15 protein-coding genes and 1 pseudogene are annotated in these 16,558 nt (G+C 46.6%); 1 reads left to right on the top strand and 15 read right to left on the bottom strand.

Annotation, left to right across the window (positions count from 1 at the left end):
* Positions 1-334 precede the first annotated feature (334 nt).
* The 12 genes from FZD51_RS23740 to FZD51_RS23685 all read right to left on the bottom strand — a co-directional run bounded on the left by FZD51_RS23740 (position 335) and on the right by FZD51_RS23685 (position 11,638).
* Positions 335-1,108 (bottom strand): enoyl-CoA hydratase/isomerase family protein, encoded by a 774-nt coding sequence (locus tag FZD51_RS23740; RefSeq protein WP_148976984.1) that lies wholly within the window; start codon positions 1,106-1,108, stop codon positions 335-337.
* Positions 1,109-1,121: 13 nt separating this feature from the next.
* Positions 1,122-1,430 carry an EthD family reductase gene (locus tag FZD51_RS23735; RefSeq protein ID WP_148976983.1) on the bottom strand — a complete coding sequence of 103 codons (309 nt, stop codon included), beginning with the start codon at positions 1,428-1,430 and terminating at the stop codon, positions 1,122-1,124.
* Between the two features lie 36 nt (positions 1,431-1,466).
* Positions 1,467-1,967, bottom strand: coding sequence for a 1,2-phenylacetyl-CoA epoxidase subunit PaaD (gene paaD, locus FZD51_RS23730; protein ID WP_148976982.1), 501 nt, complete (start codon positions 1,965-1,967; stop codon positions 1,467-1,469).
* Between the two features lie 16 nt (positions 1,968-1,983).
* On the bottom strand, positions 1,984-2,802 hold the full coding sequence (paaC, locus tag FZD51_RS23725) for a 1,2-phenylacetyl-CoA epoxidase subunit PaaC (RefSeq protein ID WP_148976987.1): 819 nt from the start codon (positions 2,800-2,802) through the stop codon (positions 1,984-1,986).
* Positions 2,780-3,145 (bottom strand): 1,2-phenylacetyl-CoA epoxidase subunit PaaB, encoded by a 366-nt coding sequence (gene paaB, locus FZD51_RS23720; protein ID WP_148976981.1) that lies wholly within the window; start codon positions 3,143-3,145, stop codon positions 2,780-2,782. The genes paaC and paaB overlap by 23 nt, the downstream gene beginning before the upstream one ends.
* A gap of 15 nt (positions 3,146-3,160) precedes the next feature.
* Positions 3,161-4,117 (bottom strand): 1,2-phenylacetyl-CoA epoxidase subunit PaaA, encoded by a 957-nt coding sequence (gene paaA, locus FZD51_RS23715; RefSeq protein ID WP_148976980.1) that lies wholly within the window; start codon positions 4,115-4,117, stop codon positions 3,161-3,163.
* Between the two features lie 18 nt (positions 4,118-4,135).
* Positions 4,136-5,470 carry a phenylacetate--CoA ligase family protein gene (locus FZD51_RS23710; protein ID WP_148976979.1) on the bottom strand — a complete coding sequence of 445 codons (1,335 nt, stop codon included), beginning with the start codon at positions 5,468-5,470 and terminating at the stop codon, positions 4,136-4,138.
* Positions 5,471-5,707: 237 nt separating this feature from the next.
* Positions 5,708-6,136 carry a hypothetical protein gene (locus FZD51_RS23705; RefSeq protein WP_148976978.1) on the bottom strand — a complete coding sequence of 143 codons (429 nt, stop codon included), beginning with the start codon at positions 6,134-6,136 and terminating at the stop codon, positions 5,708-5,710.
* Between the two features lie 904 nt (positions 6,137-7,040).
* Complete coding sequence (locus tag FZD51_RS23700) at positions 7,041-7,298, bottom strand: hypothetical protein (protein WP_148976977.1); 258 nt, start codon at positions 7,296-7,298, stop codon at positions 7,041-7,043.
* Between the two features lie 24 nt (positions 7,299-7,322).
* Positions 7,323-8,078: a TraR/DksA C4-type zinc finger protein gene (locus FZD51_RS23695; protein WP_148976976.1), complete on the bottom strand. Its 756-nt coding sequence runs from the start codon at positions 8,076-8,078 to the stop codon at positions 7,323-7,325.
* A 147-nt stretch (positions 8,079-8,225) separates the two neighbouring features.
* On the bottom strand, positions 8,226-10,781 hold the full coding sequence (locus FZD51_RS23690) for a hypothetical protein (RefSeq protein ID WP_148976975.1): 2,556 nt from the start codon (positions 10,779-10,781) through the stop codon (positions 8,226-8,228).
* A 17-nt stretch (positions 10,782-10,798) separates the two neighbouring features.
* Positions 10,799-11,638 (bottom strand): DUF2157 domain-containing protein, encoded by an 840-nt coding sequence (locus FZD51_RS23685; protein ID WP_187445881.1) that lies wholly within the window; start codon positions 11,636-11,638, stop codon positions 10,799-10,801.
* A 218-nt stretch (positions 11,639-11,856) separates the two neighbouring features.
* Here FZD51_RS23685 and FZD51_RS23680 point away from each other — a divergent pair.
* Positions 11,857-13,226: pseudogene (locus FZD51_RS23680) on the top strand (dipeptidase).
* A gap of 36 nt (positions 13,227-13,262) precedes the next feature.
* Here FZD51_RS23680 and FZD51_RS23675 read toward each other — a convergent pair.
* The 3 genes from FZD51_RS23675 to helD form a co-directional block, all read right to left on the bottom strand.
* Positions 13,263-13,454, bottom strand: coding sequence for a hypothetical protein (locus FZD51_RS23675; RefSeq protein ID WP_009790816.1), 192 nt, complete (start codon positions 13,452-13,454; stop codon positions 13,263-13,265).
* 68 nt (positions 13,455-13,522) lie between these two features.
* Positions 13,523-13,870 carry a hypothetical protein gene (locus tag FZD51_RS23670; RefSeq protein WP_148976973.1) on the bottom strand — a complete coding sequence of 116 codons (348 nt, stop codon included), beginning with the start codon at positions 13,868-13,870 and terminating at the stop codon, positions 13,523-13,525.
* A 126-nt stretch (positions 13,871-13,996) separates the two neighbouring features.
* Positions 13,997-16,318 carry an RNA polymerase recycling motor HelD gene (helD, locus tag FZD51_RS23665; protein ID WP_148976972.1) on the bottom strand — a complete coding sequence of 774 codons (2,322 nt, stop codon included), beginning with the start codon at positions 16,316-16,318 and terminating at the stop codon, positions 13,997-13,999.
* Positions 16,319-16,558: the final 240 nt, after the last annotated feature.

Here is a 16,558-nt window from a genome sequence, read left to right as displayed (position 1 = left end):
CCAGGATTGGATCGAGGAGCAGGCGGCCTAGCTTTTGTTTAGCAGAGCCCTTCACCAGCATTCGGCGAAGCGAACTCTTGACAAACCGAACTTGCCAATGGTTTAAAATGGTAAAACCAAGGGCTTATTTGGCATGCCTTCTTTTGTCCCCTTCGCCCTTGACGAACACTTCCCAAACCATTGGCGTGTTTGTCAAGAGCGATTGCGGCAGCGATTATGCCAGTTAAGTGAAAGAATCTTAACTTAGAATTGATTTTTCATAGAACTTTTGACATTACCCGTGAATTGAATAGAAAAAGCACCCAGGAGCGAGTGCCAAAATGATAAGCGTGAGCTACATGCCTATAAAAGCTGCCTTCCTTTTCTCGAGAAAAGCCTGAACACCTTCCTGATGGTCTCTCGTCAGCCCGGCCATCCGCTGTCCTTTTGCGTCTTCTTCCAGGTAGTCATTGAGATTCAGTTCCCAGCAATCCTTCAGCTGTTTTTTAATCAAGCCTGCAGCAGCAGTAGGGAGGGCTGCTGCTCTATCAGCGAACAGTCTTACACCCTCCTCCCAGCTTTCATGAGGGATTATCCTTGTCGCCAGTCCCAGCCGCAAAGCTTCTTCGGCAGATACTTTTTCCCCCAGCAGGGCCAGCTCCAAAGCTTTTGCCTGGCCAATCAGCCTGGGCAGGAAAAACATATTGCCTGCATCAGGAATCAGGCCTACATGTATAAATGATTGGATAAAGCTTGCTTTATCGGAGACAAGCCGGAAATCACAGGCAAGCGCCAGGCTCATTCCTGCCCCTGCTGCAACACCATTTACTGCTGCAATGACAGGTTTTTCGCATTGATACAGCTCCATGACCATCGGGTTGTACCTTTTACGCAGAATTTCTCCATGATCCGTGTTTTCGCTGACACTGCCCAGATCCTCGCCTGAACAGAAAGCCCTGCCTTCTCCGGTTATGACAACCGCTCTTATCCTTGGGTCAGACCCCGCCTCCCGCAAAGCCTGCCCGATTTCACTGTTGAGATCTGCCGTAAAAGCATTCAGCTTTTCCGGCCTGTTAAGTCTGATCCAGGCAATCTTACCTTCAGCTTCATAAATGATAGTCTGATACATGGGACACGCCCCCTTATTCTTCTGTTTCTTCGCCGATCATCAGGGTGATGATATCGCCTGCAAATGACATGGCATCTTTTCCGGAGGCTTTTCCTTCATCCGTTTTCATGGCAGTTTTAAGTGCTTCATGACTGTCATAAAACATTTCACACATAAGATAATACTTGCCTTCTCCACCCATGGGACTTCCGGTGATTTTGGTAACCTTCATTTCCCGAAGCCCCGGAATCTTGGCTGTGAGGGGTGCATGCGTTTGAAAATAATACTCATCGAAGGCTTCCTTATTTTCCGGGTGCTTGTAAAGCGCGATCAATTTTACCATTTCTATCATCCTTTCAATCTATAAGTTTATTATTGCCTATAAAAGGCTGGATACCGGCTTCATGGCTTCAAAAGGATTTCTGCATGCACGGCAGTACAGCAGGCTCCTGCAGGCAGTCGGCCCGAATATATTTTCAAGAGAGGTGTAAGGAGAGCCGCAGTAAGGGCAATCAACCTTCCACTCTCCGGTTGCTTCCATTCTTTCCGGAGCCGGCGCGATGCCGAATTCTTTCAGATGCGTTCTGCCCTTTTCAGAAATCCGGTCGGAAGTCCAGGGAGGTTCATAGATGAAACGAACTTCAACGGACTGTTCGAGATCCAAATACCCGAGTTGTTCTTCAACACTTCTTTGAATCATGTCAAGGGCAGGGCAGCCCAGAAAGGTAGGCAGGAGTTCAATCAATATTCTTTCTTTCTCCGCCTGCACTCTTTCAACCATTCCAAGTTCAATAATGGAGACAGCCGGGATTTCCGGGTCTTTGACTGCATTCAATGCTCTAAGAATCGATTGCTCGAGCTCGCTTCTGTCTTTGTCCATATATGCACTTCCTTTTTCACCAGCAGGCTGCCGGGTCGCTTCTGTATACTTCAGAAAGTGTATCCAAAGCTTCTGTTAAGTCTTTTGTATGCTGGCCTTCTCTTCCATTCCCCAGCTCAAGGCCGAATTGGCGGGGGAAAAGAGAGCCGGCTGCTTCAAATACGGAGGACAGATTTGCTTCCAGGCTTATTAAAAGCTGCTCTTCCCCGGCTATCAGACCCTCGGTCTGCATTTCTTCTGCAAGCGGACCCAGATGTAAGAGATCCCCCATCATGGTATAGATGCCAGATGCCGCTTCCTCCATGCGCCTCCTCGCCTCCCCGCCGGCCTGCATCAGCTGCAGGAACCAGGTTTTCCAATGAAGGATATGGTAATGCAGCTCCATGCTTATTTTCACGGCAGCTGTCCGGAGCGGAAGAAAGGAGGAAGTTTTCAGCAATTCCATTTTCACTTTCTTTGCGTATACATAGAAAAAGTTACGGACAACAGCAAAAGCCCAATCATACCGGGGATTCTGCAGATAATGGCCCGGCCCATTCGCTCTTTCAGCGAGAATGCTGTTCCTTCTTTCTTCAGCCTTCCTTAAATGGGCGAGATCATCTGAGCTTCCTTCCCCCATTTCCTCCAGAATCTGATAAAACATACTGGCATGCCCCATGGTGTCCTGGCTGATAGAGGAAAAAGCAACATCCTCTTCGATGTGCGGAGCAAGGCCGAGCCACTCTGATCCGCGGTATGAAAGGATGAAATCGTCATCCGCGAGCTGGTATAAAAGTTCAATGGCAGCCCTGGAAGCTTTATTTCCGGGCTGCTCAGCCTTCAGTTCGCCTGTCAATGTTCCCGTTCCCTCCCCATGAAAGAATTTCTTTTTCATCCAGCATACTCTGTTCGTACTGGCGCCATTTCTTTTTTAAATATCCGTATCCTTTTGCAGTCCTATAATCCTTGTTGTCGAGCCGATGAAGTGTGAGCCTCTCCTCCGGATCCATCTTGCGTATCTGTGAACGCTTGACGACCCAAATGTCAGCAACCGGCTCTCTTCTCATGAAATTTTCCTGTGCAAAAACAAGGGCAAGCTCTTCATTTGGCGCCATCAGCGAAAACTGATGCTGCATTGGTGACGTATCCGTTTTTTTGCTGAACACTTCGTATTCACTGTAAAATTCAGAAGCAGGCACATGCTCCCTCCTTTCTTAATTAGCCTGGGCACTCAGTGCATCCCTGACCCATTGGGAGGACTGATAGGCATCCCGCCGAAGACTCAGCCTTTCAGCCGATTTTGGTCCGCTGTTGCTGATAATTTCTTTAAAGCGTTTCCAGTCAGGCTGTTCATATGTCCATCCTGCTTCTTCTCTGTATCCAAGGGTAGGATCCGGTATGGTCAGTCCGAGTGAAAGGATCCTTGGCACATACTTCGAAAAGAAGTCCTGGCGCAGCTCTTCATTTGTTTTCGTCCTGATTTTATACTTAATCGTAATATCCTGCTTGGACGTACCGGTCGCCCGGGCATCTGCCGGGCCGAAAAACATCAATAATGCTTCCCACCAGCGATTGACAGCATCCTGTACCATTTCTCTCTGCTTTTCTGTCCCCTCGGCCAAAGCCATGATGATTGCTTCCCCATGCTGGGCATGGAATACCTCTTCAGCGCAGATTCGTTTTAATGCCCTTGCATAAGGTCCATAAGACGAGCCAAGCATATTTGTCTGGGTGATGATGGCAGCACCGTCCACCAGCCAGCCGATCAGCCCGGCGTCCCCCCATGTCGGCGCCTCCATATGGAAGACATTATGGAATTTAAGCTTCCCTGTAAAAAGATCTTCCATTATATGTTCCCTGCTTTTGCCAAGCGGCAGCATCAGATCTTCTGCAACCCGAAGCAAAAGCTGTCCGTGGCCCATTTCATCCTGGACCTTGGCCATGATGCCAAGCTTCCTTTTTAGAGTCGGCGCTTTAGGGACCCATTCCTTTTCAGGCAGGGCACCCATGATTTCGCTTATTCCGTGCATGCTGATCAGCTTGATGAGTGTACGCCTGTAATCATCGGGCATCCAGTCATCCGCTTCTATTTTTTCCCCATTAGAAATCCTGTGCATGAAGTTTTCCAGCTTCTCCTCTTCGGTTAAAGAAGAATACAGCTGTCCTGCCATATTGTCAGCCTCCTTCTATTAAATCCCGCTTATAGCTTCATGGGCATTTTTGTTATTAATTATTCTCACAGCTTTCCCCTCGGACCGGGGAATGCTTTTCGGCGGATGAAGTTCAACGGAAATGGAAATATAGCATTGAGATTGTAAATGGTTTTTAAGCCTCATTCGGAGAGCTTCCGCATAATCGGACTGTAAATCGCCGCCCATCTTTGAATAGGACCTTTCCTCCAATTCAAGATGCAGGACAAGTGATTTGAGCGCCTTGCCGGAATGAAGTGCAATCTGATAGTGGGGGGAGATATCTTCCTGGCCAACCAGACAGCTTTCTATCTGGGAAGGAAAAACATTTACGCCATTGATGTTCAGCATATCGTCGATCCTGCCCCTTACTCTCGACATCCTGGCAGTCGTCCTGCCGCATGTGCACGTTTCCTTTGACAGGCTGGCAATGTCACCGGTCCGATAGCGGATAACGGGAAAGGCCTCTTTTGAAATGCTTGTGAAGACCAGCTCCCCTTCACTCCCAAAAGGAAGCGCTTTCAAAGTTTCCGGGTCGATCACCTCCGCAATGAAATGATCTTCTGCGATATGCAGCCCATCCTGTGCCTCATGGCATTCCATACTGATGCCGGGACCCATAACCTCGCTTAAGCCGTAAATGTCGCAGGCTTTAATGGCAAGCTTCCTCTCCAGAACGTCACGCATTTCTTCCGACCAGGCCTCTGCACCGAATATGCCGTATTTCAGCGAAGTACTTGCAGGATCGATACCCATTTCCTCCATCTTCTCTGCAAGGTTTAATATATAAGAAGGAGTCCCGCATATAACGGAAGGCTTGAAATCCTGAATGAGCATGATCTGCCGTTCTGTGTTGCCGCCTGAGACAGGTACAGTGGCCATTCCGAGATGTTCGCTGCCATAATGCAAGCCAAGGCCCCCCGTAAAAAGGCCGTATCCATATGCATTATGCAGGCGTTCGCCGGGCCTTCCTCCACCCAGCGCAATGGCACGGGCGACAAGCTCTGTCCAAATCTCAATGTCCTTCTTTGTATAACCGACAACCGTCGGCTTTCCGCTCGTGCCAGAAGAAGCATGCAGGCGAACCACTTTATCCATCGGAGCAGCAAAAAGGCCGAACGGGTACTGGCTCCTTAAATCTGCTTTCTCTGTAAATGGCAGTTTTTTTAGATCTTCGAGCGTCTGAATGTCCTGGGGCACCAGGTTAGCTTCAAAGAATCTTTGCCTGTAAAATGGCACTTCGCGGAAAACTCTTGCAGCCGTACTCTTAAGCCCTTCCAATTGAACGGCTTCAATCACATCTCTGCCCGATTTTTCAATGCTATGAAGAATCAAAGGGCACCCTCCTATTCCCATTCCGTCATATAACGTAAAAAAATCGTCTCGTTTAATATCTGTTATACCATTAAGATAACCTGAACAAAAACCGTTGTCAAATTATTTTTCAGAAAATTCACGCCAGATGGAGGGTTCTTTTTTTCTCAGTCTTCAGTCACTCATTCGAAGCTCCCTTATAGAATCTAAAAGCCGGCAGGAGAATATGATCTCCTGCCGGCTATATGATTGAACTCACTATTCCCCGCATTGGCCCTGGGCTGTACATAATTCCTGCAGAGAAAAGTCCCCTTCAGGCAGTGAAATAAAGGTGAACCCATCCTCGCTGTATAACTCCCATCCCTCGAAATGGCAGCTGTCATGAAATAAATCAAGAACTATTGAGCCGGAAAAAGCGATGCGCAGCATTTTAACTTCTTCCATAAAAATCACTTCAATTACCTGACAGCCGATGAGAGACTCTTTCAGCTGAACATTGGCAGGAACCTCACGGGAATCACTGCTTCCAGCCATGATTTTATTTCCGCGCTGGAGCCTCCATGGACATTCAGCGACAAGCCCGCCTGCTGTCAGCTCCAGTTCAAGCAGAGAATTTGAGCCAATAATAACATTGACAATGGATTGCTTTTCAAAATGCGAAAAATCGATACCACTTAATTTGCTCATATAGTTGAATTCTCCCAGCTTTGTATACTTCTTTTAAAACATTGCAGCACTGGTCTGTAAGCACCTTCCATTTTTTTAAAAAGTAGTGTAATCGTTTTTGTATGTATGTTATCAGGATTATATGGTTTCAATCAAAAGCTGCCTGTTTGGAAGGGAGCTTTTGATATTTTTTAGTAGAAGGGGTTGAGTTTGACCGTTTGTGGCTCTCTGAATTAGTTTTTTTTGTTTAGAGGGTTTCATATTGCTTGTTTGAGGCCCTCTGATTTAGTTTTTTGGATTTAGAGGGTTTCATATTGCTTGTTTGAGGCCCTCTGATTTGTTTTTTTTGGTTTAGAGGGTTTCATATTGCTTGTTTGAGGCCCTCTGGTTTAGTTTTTTGGGTTTAGAGGGTTTCATATTGCTTGTTTGAGGCCCTCTGGTTTAGTTTTTTGGGTTTAGAGGGTTTCATATTGCTTGTTTGAGGCCCTCTGATTTAGTTTTTTGGGTTTAGAGGGTTTCATATTGCTTGTTTGAGGCCCTCTGATTTGTTTTTTTTGGTTTAGAGGGTTCTAGTCCGCTCGTTTGAAGCCCTCTGGTTAGGCTTTTACTGGCTTAGAGGGCTCTAGTCCGCTCCGTTAAGAGCATCTATTCGGCTTTTTCCGGCTTAGGGGGTTCTAGTCTGCTTCGTTAAGACCCTCTGATTGACCTTTTCCGATTAAGAGGGTGCTAGTCCGCTCCTCTAAAACCCTCTGATTGGTCATTTCCAGTTTAGAGGGTGCTAGTCTGCTCCTCTAAGACCCTCTGAATTGGGTTCTCCCGGTTTAGAGGGTCTTAGTCCGCTCCTCTAGGACCCTCTGATTGGCCTTTTCCGGTTTAGAGGGTGCTAGTCCGCTCCTCTAAGACCCTCTGATTGACCTTTTCCGGTTTAAAGGTTGCTAGTCCGCTCCTCTAAGACCCTCTGGATTGGCTTTTCCCGGTTTAGAGGGTTCCAGTCTGCCCATCTATTATGATCCTGCATTTTCTCCATTACTTGACTTAAAAGTCCCTCTTCATCCTGACATGTTTCTTTTATTATATCCTTGAAAAAATACCATGCCAAATCATTAACCCCTGTTTTCGGCAGATACGGTGTATCTGTTGAGCCACAAAGAAAACGGAAGACAACTTGTCCTGCACCCTTCACATAAAAAAAGCCAACTCCTAAGAGTCAGCTTTCGTCTTCGACATATGGATCATGTTCATAGGCAGGAAGGTCGCCGAAGGTTGTCATGATGCCTTCTTCATCAAGGGCCTCTTCATACCTTTCATGCTGTGCACTTGGGTATACTGTGATGTTCTTGCCTTCAATGTCTGTACCGATGAAGTTTTCGTAATCTTCAACATAGCCGATATTTTCTTCTGCTTCGATATTGGTATCATTATAATGGTCAGGCGGAACAATAAAGTCGGATGGCGTCTCGGAGTTGCCCCAGCTTTCGACTTCCTGCCATGCGTCCTCCGCATCGAATGAAACATTTTCATCCTGCTCGTCCATATCGAACTTACCGAAAGGAGGCATCAGCACACCTTCTTCGATCGGCCTTTCATGGGAAGTAACCTGGTCAGGGCTGTGCTCCTTGCAGTACGTTGTGTTGGGCAGAGCTTCAAGGCGTTCTTTTGGAATCTCCTTATGGCATACTTCACAGATGCCATAGGTCCCCTGGTCAATCGCCTGCAGCGCTTTGAGTATATTGCTCAGTTCAAGCTTATAGTGCTCATTCAGCGCCAGGTCTTTTTCGCGTTCGTACAGCTCGGTTCCTTCGTCGCCAGGATGGTTATCGTAGCTGGACAGCTCCCCGACGGATTCATGGGGATGGTCCCTTGTCAGGTCAAAATTGTCATTGGACTGAAATCTTTCTTCGAGATCTTTTTTTTCATGCAATAGCTGGGAACGGAACGCTGCTATTTCGTCTTTAGTAAGCAAGATTCCATCTCTCCCTTCTGTTTTGTTCTACCTATATTTTGGGATGTACGGTGCAATCTCATGAGTGTTAAATAGTGTTAAATGGACGGTTCCCAAAAACCCTGCTCTGTTTTGAAAAAGGAAAGGGCAATCGGCCCCTCCCTTTGTTTATTTCCATTTTTTCAGACCCTTGATGATCCTTTTTCGGAAACGTGCCAGTATGCCAGTCTCACCTTTTGCCGCTTTCTGCTTATTCCATTCATAATAGCTTGCAGCTGCAATCAAAAGGCTTCCGGCGATCAGCAGGTAAGCCCACCATGGCAGATTTCCCCAAAACGGCCTGGATTGCATCAATACATTAAGTAAAAGAACAGCAAAGCCTGTGAAGAAATATGATTTGATTTTCCAGATCAGCCCGCCAAATATGGACAGCAGCGATAAGATTCCAATGATCAGGGCATCCTGAATGGTCGAGCCTGCAAGAGCGTCTTCCACTAGAAGAAAAGCTGACACAGCAAGCACTGCCCATTGAAGCTTGCTGATGAAATCCGGGAAACGCCCCTTCAGGCTTAGTCTTATTAGTATGCTAACTGCAATGAAAGGAAGCACATATGCTTCCCTGATAAGCACTTGAGGGATCGGCAAATATTCTATAAGAGCAAAGTATGGCTGAAGCAAAAACACTGCACCGGCAGCGGGCGGAATCCAGCCCCATTCCTGCGGCATCCGCCTGCCTTGAGACCATAATGCCAAAGAAATGAGAATGCCCGGCAGCATTTCTGTAAGAATTCCTCCTTCAGCCGGATACATTCCTGCCAGGAAAAGCAGGCCGGCGGGTGTGTAGCTGTCTAACCTCAAACTCCGTTCCGTTTTTTCATAAAGCTGTTTGGAAAGAAATTGGCCGATAAAAATCAACACAGCCCCCATTCCGCCCATAACCAGCAGCCAGAATACAGAGTCCATACCAGATGCTGCAACATACATCATAGATGCAAACCAGATGAGCACCAGCGGAACGCCATTCAGGAGCTCCCACCTTCTGCTGTGTAGATAATATAAGACAGCAGCCCCATATATCACAGATAAGGAGAAATCTGCCAGTCCAAAAGGATACACCAGCATAGAGGATGCAAGGCCGATTAAGGAGAATGGGACAAGATAATAAGGCAGCCTCTTTTGATCTTCCTCTGACATTAGGCGGGAAAGACCATAGATTACAAAGCTTGAGAGCATAAAAACATGCTGCCTGCTGCTTCCCTCAAAAATCAAAAGGTCAAGCGAATAGAAAAACAAAAACAGTGAAAAGCAAGCACTGTACAAAAAGGCTTTCGTCTGCCATTCACGAGGGGATTGCCGGGAACTGATCCAATACACCGCACCTGCAGCAGCCAAGCTGATGAAAGCATGCTCACTATGAAGCAGCCAGGTCAAAGCCAATGCAAAGGGCAGATAAATATGGGCTGACCAGGCAAAGGAACGAAATAGCATTTGTTCTATATTCCTTAAAAAAGCCGAAATTCCGGCAAGGATAATGCCCGGCATGACAATCTCTGTCCAGCGGACTATGTCAGGCAGGAACACAATTCTGCTGACAGCAGTTAAAAGAGCAAAATAAGCTGCAAACACGATTGCCGGCATCAGGTATGATGACAGCCTGTTTTTCACTGCTTTATGAAGTCTGTAATAAATCCCTATTCCGCAAACCAATACCGCTGCTCTGGACCACTCATTCAGCGGGAGGAAGATCGCAGATAGAACGGCTGCCGAATAAAAGGCCTGTGAAATAAAAAACATATATTTACTCATTGCCGGCTCAATTTTCCTATTCAGCAGCATGCCTGCCGCCAAGCTGGCTGCAGCCAGGATAGCATTCATCGCAAATCCGAGTGTCTCTCTGTAAAATGGCCAGATGGTCCGCAGCCATTTCCCCCAGGAGAAGAAGGCAAGTGCAAAGGACAAAGGAACTGCCCATGACAAAGCTTCGTTGAACTCCTGCCTTTTTTCAGCGGTTCGGGACACCAGGAACAGGAGGCTGAGCAGCATAAGCATAGCCCCGAGCCTGCCCCAATATGCAAAGCTTGCGGACAGCAGGATGCAGATGCCCATCACAGCCAGTCCGATATCCCGGGAACTCTGGCTGATAACCCCAAGCCATCCAGGTGTTTTAAAAATGCCCATTATGACATAAATGGCAGCCCCTGACAGAAATACAGGCAATAGAAAATCTTTGAATGAAAAAAGAATATCAGCCGCTAACAGGATTTCCCATAATGCCGCGAATAAGAAAACAGGGCTCAAATAAGCAAATAAATCATTTTTTCCTTCAGCCAAAAACAGAAACTGGCCGGAAAGAATCACGTAAGCGAGGAGTAAGCTGATGGACGGATCATTCAAACCTGCCAGCGCTGCCTCTGCACTTATAAATAAGAAGACAAAAAGAGACACAGCCGCACTCGTCCAATTGAATATCTTCTCCCAGCCTTCTCCTTCCCCGAGCAGTTTTGGCAGGAACATAAACCCTGCACCGGCAGCCGCATAAACTGCCGGGCTGAAAAGCTCCAGCAGTGAATTTTCCGTCAGCTGGTAAACCCCCATCACAACAAGCAGTGTAAACGCGAAATGGTATTCTTTCTTGCCTGAAACATACACACTCGCCATAAAAAGGACAGCCGCAAGAAGCATATTGACGCCGATACTAAAAGTATCCTGATAAAAAGCCAGCATCAAAACGGTCGATAAAATCAGGCTCGTCTGGACGATATAAGCCAGTCCCCAAAAAACAGGGGAGAAGAACTCTTTTTCCGCCCCTTCAGGAACAGGGCAATCAGTCCCGCATTATAAATCATCATGCCTAAATAAAAGGTATCCTGCCTTGCCCCCAGTGCAAGCAGCAAAAAGCCGGCAGCCGATGTTATTGCTGAGAAAGCAAACCAGACGAAAAGCCTCGAACCCATCTGCCGGGCAAGGAAACCATAAAACGGAGCCAGGATCAAAGCTCCCGCAGCAGCATAAAAATAGCTCCCCTCACCATAAAAAGATAAATACTCGCCCATGAGACCGAACCAGCTTACCGACAGCAGAAAGATGGGCAGGAAGAGGCTTCCCAGCACATTAAAAGCAAAAGCGGTCTTATGTATAGCGAGAAGCTTCCCGGCTGCCAGGGAGATCCCGAAGAACAATAATGAAACAAGTGCAATGGAGCCGCTCTTCATCCAGTCGCTCATTTCATCCCAATTGCTGGTTGCGACAAAAAGCCCTCCAACCAGGAGCAGCACAACACCGAGATTCAGCGTCATTGATATATTCCGTTCCCGCACCTCCTCGGGGCTCCGGTTTTTTTCTTCAGCAGAAGGCTTTTCAGGTAGTGATGCAGGCGCAGGTGCAGTGATCACCTTCTCTTCCTTTTTCGGCTGCTCAGCCGTTTTCAATTCCACTGCATCCAATTCCAGTGACTGATAGTAGGAAAGATGGGCATCAAGCACCCGGCTGTAATCGTCCGGGCCAATGAATTCCTGCTTTTTCAGTTTATACAGTTCTTTTTGGAAAATTTGCTTTTCATGCTCTTTGGTAAGAGAACTCAAGGATATGCCCCCTTCTATGGATTAAAATTCCATCATATACATTTGGTGTAATATTACACCAAATGTATCCTTTTTAAAACTATTATTTAAAACATTGCCAGATTTTTTGCAAGAGGGAGGTTTTATTAACAGCTGTGGAGAATATAAAGTATTTATTTGCGAAGGCTCTGATGGCTGCGGGAATATACCCAGCCCGTAAAGAGAAATAGGAGGCTGCTATGCTAAACAATGTATTCGATTATTTGAAAAAAGAACGCGACACCCACCTGCAGGAGCTGACGGAGTTTTTATCCATTCCGAGCATCAGCGCCCTGCCTGATCATAAGGACAATGTCAGAAAGGCTGCAGAATGGACAGCAAAGGCACTTGTAAAAGCAGGAGCTGAGAACGTCAATATCTATGATACTTCCGGCCATCCGGTTGTATACGGAGACTATATAAGAGATGAAAGCAAACCGACTGTCCTGATATATGGCCATTATGATGTCCAGCCAGCCGATCCGCTTGAGCTCTGGGAAAGTGCGCCTTTCGATCCAGAAATCAGGGAGGAGAAAATCTTTGCCAGGGGAGCGAGCGATGATAAAGGACAGGTGTTCATGCATATAAAAGCTTTTGAAGCACTGTTGAAAGTGACTGGAAATGCACCTGTCAATTTTAAGTTCTGCATAGAAGGTGAAGAGGGAGTCCGAATCTGCCCAAATTCGCAGAGGAGCATAGAGAGCTCCTTTCTGCCGATGCAGCGGTGATTTCTGATACCAGCATGATGGAAAAAGGCAGGCCCTCCATATGCTATGGACTAAGGGGGCTCTGCGGGCTGCAGATTGACTTGTAAGGAGCAGATGCCGACCTGCATTCAGGTTTATATGGAGGAGCGGTGCAAAATCCGTTACATGCCTTGGCTAAAATTGTGTCTTCCTTTCACGACTTTAACGGAAAAATATTGGTCGACGGCTTCTATGATCAGGTGGAAACATTGACCGGGCAGGAAAAAGAGGCTTATGATGCACTTGGCTTAGAGGATGACAGCTTTAGATCACAGGCCGGTGTTAAGGAGCTGTTTGGGGAATCGGGGTATTCAACTGTTGAGAGGCTTTGGGTAAGGCCGACTTTGGAAGTCAACGGCATTGGGGGAGGCTTCCAGGGTGAAGGGATCAAAACGGTCATCCCTTCCCGGGCATCAGCCAAAATCACCTGCCGCCTTGTCCCGAACCAGGACCCAGATGAAATCGCCCGCCTGCTCGAGGAACATATCAAAAAGCATACTCCTCCTGGTGTAGAACTGAGCGTTACCTTATTTGACAAAGGAGCGCCTTATGTTACTCCGTTTGACCACCCGGCCATCCAGACTGCCGGAAAAGCTTATGAAAAAGTATACGGTGTGCCGGCGGCGTTCACCCGCGGAGGGGGATCGATCCCGATCGTTTCCGTTTTCGACCAGCTTCTGGGTCTGCCCGTCGTACTGATGGGCTTCGGTCTGCCGGAAGAAAATTTCCATGCTCCCAATGAGCACTTCCATCTTGAGAACTTTGATAAAGGCATGCAGACCCTCTGCCATTACTGGGCTGACCTGGCGGAGGAAAGGTTTTGAGACCATAGGAAAAAGGCGCTTCTCAGCGCCTTTTCTTTATTTCCTGATAGAAACCAATTTTACATCATCAAAGCTGAAACGGTGGTAATTTTCCTCTTTGTCGGTAAACTCAATAAATCCTTCAAGATCCTTGATCCTTCCAATAACTTCAGAGCGGCTTTCGGCCTCAATCTCCTCAATGACCTCCAGGCCTTTCTCAAATGTGTAAACAATTTTAAAATTTTCCATAGTTAACATCTCCTCTTTTATTCTATATGATTGCCTTCACCGGAAGGAAGATTCCAAACCGCGATAGATCAGTTTGTTTTTAAGAGTACAAGCAGACCATCTTCTGCATACCCCAGGACTTCCCGGGCATCCAGGTCTGACAGGCCAAGGTCTGAAAGCCTCCCAAGTACACTGGAAAGAGCTGGATCTTCTCCATCCTGTTCAAACGCTGTAGCAAGATTCCGGAAGACCGGACCATCATTTGAAGGTGAATGTTTAACCATTTCAACCTGCAATCCTGTTTTCTCTTTCAGCTTGTCACCCTCTTCACTATCCCTGCACACCACTATATAGCTTTCTGCGGAAGAAGCATCCGCTGCTTTCCGGATGATTTCATCTGCAGAAGAAAATACGCCTGTCACTTTTGATTCAGCCATTATGTATCTTCACTCTCCTTCCGGCATCTCTTTCGCATTTTTCCCTAATGGATACGTCCAAAACCTCTTTTTATTCTGCAAAACATGGAAAAAGGCATTGAGTCTGTGCTCAACGCCTTCAAGAAATTACTTAGTCGTATATAATTTCGGGTCCACTTCAAGGATAAAATCATTTTTCCTGCCCGTATATAGAATATCAAGCTCATGCATGGCCCTTGTGCAGGCAGTATAAAAAATGGTCCGGTCACTTTCATGATCATAAGCAGACGCATCATAAATGATGACAGTGTCAAACTCGATGCCTTTTGCTAAATAAGCCGGAATGATGGTGATGCCTTTTTCATAGGAGAGGGTTCCCTTTTTGATCAGCCGCACATCCGGCAGCAGTTCCTTCAAGCCTTCAAACGCTTCCTTGCTCTCTTTTGCCGTCCTGCAGATAATGCTGATTGATTTATGAGCCTCTTTCAGCTGCCTTTCCACTGTTTCGGCAATCTTGGCATGGAGAGCTTCCCTGCTTTCTTCAAATATTACTGCAGGAAGCCTGCCTTCCCGGTTGAATGGTTCAACAAGATCCCCGCCGCTGATGAAAGATCTTGTAAATTCTACAATTGGTCTTGAAGAGCGGTAGCTTTTTGTCAGCACGATGGTCTTTGCTTCTTCCTCGTGGCCGTGGTACAGCGTCGTTGCACCGATGGAATGAGTATACACCGCCTGGTTCACATCGCCAAGAAGAGTAAGCCTGCTGTAAGGAAACAGCTCTTTGATATAAGCAAACTGGAAAGGAGAATAATCCTGGGCTTCATCAATGAACACATGCCTGATGCCCGTATCCTGCTTCCTTCCTTCCAGGAGATGCTGCAGATATAAGTATGGCGTAGCATCTTCGTAAGGGATTTTTTCCTTGCTCAAATTCGCTGCGGTAATCGTGCAGACAGCATCCCAGTTTTCCGGTAAAAGAGATTCATCCATTAGGTGATCTTTGCGGAAAAGCTGCTCATAGGTGGCGAATACATCAAGGAATTTTAGGTTCTTCACCCTGCTTTTCAGTCCTTTGAATCTTTTATTGACCACCATGTTCTCAAGGAACTTCTGTTCTTGCTCAAATTCATCGAAATTCTCACCGTTTTTATTTTGCTTTTGCTGTGCTTTTTTGAAGGCTTCCAGATAATCCACTTTCTCGAGAAGCTGAATTTCCTCTTCCACCCACTCTTTTTTCCGCTCCGCTTTTTGGATTTTCCGAAGCTCCTGCAGCAGCCAGTCTTTTGTCAGCTGCATCCGGTTTGGAATGGAAATGGATTTATCCAGTGAGTAAAAATACTGGCTGATCTCTTCATGAGAAAAAAGGGTCTCGCCGCGGAACCGCAGATCTTCAAATTGCAGACCTTCCACAGAAAGCTTCCCGGCATATGCATGAATCATTTCAACAAATCCGGTATCAGACTTGAACCTGATTGCCTTCTTCCTCATCTCTTTTTCAGGAGTCTCTTCCTCTGAAAGGATAGACTCCAGCTGATCAAAAGGATCTTCTGCACCAAGCTCCCTGCCGAGGCTTCGCGTGATATATTCCTGATAGGTTGCCTGTGACATATTTTCCTCGCCAAGTTCAGGAAGTACGGTGGAAACATAGCTGTTAAAAAGAGAATTGGGAGAAAACAGCATAATATTGTCCGCCTGAAGGGTGCCTCTGTGCCTGTAAAGCAGATAGGCCACACGCTGGAGCGCAGCCGATGTTTTCCCGCTTCCGGCGACTCCCTGGACAATCAGCACCTTGCTGTTTTCATTGCGGATAATTTCATTCTGTTCTTTCTGAATGGTCGCTACAATCGACTTCATCTGGGTGCTCGCCTTATTGCCGAGAACTTCCTGAAGAAGCTGGTCCCCAATCGTCAGCCCTGTATCAAACATCCCTTCAATCTTTCCGCCCCTGATGATGAACTGCCGCTTCAGCAGCATTTCTCCTTCAATGGTTCCTTCTGGGGTTTTATAATGGGCAGGGCCGGGAGCATAATCATAATACATGCTTGAAATCGGAGCCCGCCAATCATAGACGAGGAAATTTTCATCCTCTTCGTCCATAAGAGAGGAGATTCCGAGATAGATGACATCCTTCTCTTTTTCTCCTTCCTCATGGAAATCGATCCTTCCGAAATAGGGAGAGTTCTTGATTTTTGCCAATGTACTCAGCTGCCGGTCAAGCTGGCTTTTGGTCCTTTCCCTTTCAGATAAAAGTTCAGCCTGCTGCTTGATGCTCGTAAACGTCTCAATCACATCATCCGGCTCATCCAGATTGACTGTAACATCTTCCCAGAATGTTTTTTTGAGTTCAAGCACATCTGAGCCTGCTGCAGACCCTTTATCCAAAAGCTTGTGCATCTTGCTGTCTGCAATCCCGATGATCTCTTTGACCCGATGCTGTTCCATTTCTTTGCTATCGCCTGGTTTGCTCATAAAAAAAACACTCCCCGGAAAAAATTACGGCCGTTTTTAGTTGACACCACTTGTGTTTCTGTGTTACTATTTAATTAGATAATAATATATATTTTCAAATGGCTCTTTTAGACCGCTCTTCATTGTAACACTAATACATATATTAAACAAGACCGCTGTTTTTAGCCGGTCTTGTTTTTTTTAGTGAATCTGCTCTATTCAGTTCACTTTTTCAATAAAAACTAATACCAGGGCTCCTGC

The sequence above is a fragment of the Bacillus infantis genome (assembly GCF_008180445.1).
Lineage (GTDB): Bacteria > Bacillota > Bacilli > Bacillales > Cytobacillaceae > Bacillus_AB > Bacillus_AB infantis_B.
The sequence above is the reverse complement of the archived record's forward strand: the minus strand, read 5'-3'. Positions and strand labels throughout refer to the sequence as shown.

Excerpts from the sequence above, each read along its gene's own strand:
- FZD51_RS23740 (WP_148976984.1), bottom strand. The coding sequence starts at position 1,108 with ATGTATCAGACTATCATTTATGAAGCTGAAGGTAAGATTGCCTGGATC.
- FZD51_RS23735 (WP_148976983.1), bottom strand. The coding sequence starts at position 1,430 with ATGGTAAAATTGATCGCGCTTTACAAGCACCCGGAAAATAAGGAAGCC.
- paaD (WP_148976982.1), bottom strand. The coding sequence starts at position 1,967 with ATGGACAAAGACAGAAGCGAGCTCGAGCAATCGATTCTTAGAGCATTG.
- paaA (WP_148976980.1), bottom strand. The coding sequence starts at position 4,117 with ATGGCAGGACAGCTGTATTCTTCTTTAACCGAAGAGGAGAAGCTGGAA.
- FZD51_RS23705 (WP_148976978.1), bottom strand. The coding sequence starts at position 6,136 with ATGAGCAAATTAAGTGGTATCGATTTTTCGCATTTTGAAAAGCAATCC.
- FZD51_RS23690 (WP_148976975.1), bottom strand. The coding sequence starts at position 10,781 with ATGCTGGCTTTTTATCAGGATACTTTTAGTATCGGCGTCAATATGCTT.
- FZD51_RS23675 (WP_009790816.1), bottom strand. The coding sequence starts at position 13,454 with ATGGAAAATTTTAAAATTGTTTACACATTTGAGAAAGGCCTGGAGGTC.
- FZD51_RS23670 (WP_148976973.1), bottom strand. The coding sequence starts at position 13,870 with ATGGCTGAATCAAAAGTGACAGGCGTATTTTCTTCTGCAGATGAAATC.
- helD (WP_148976972.1), bottom strand. The coding sequence starts at position 16,318 with ATGAGCAAACCAGGCGATAGCAAAGAAATGGAACAGCATCGGGTCAAA.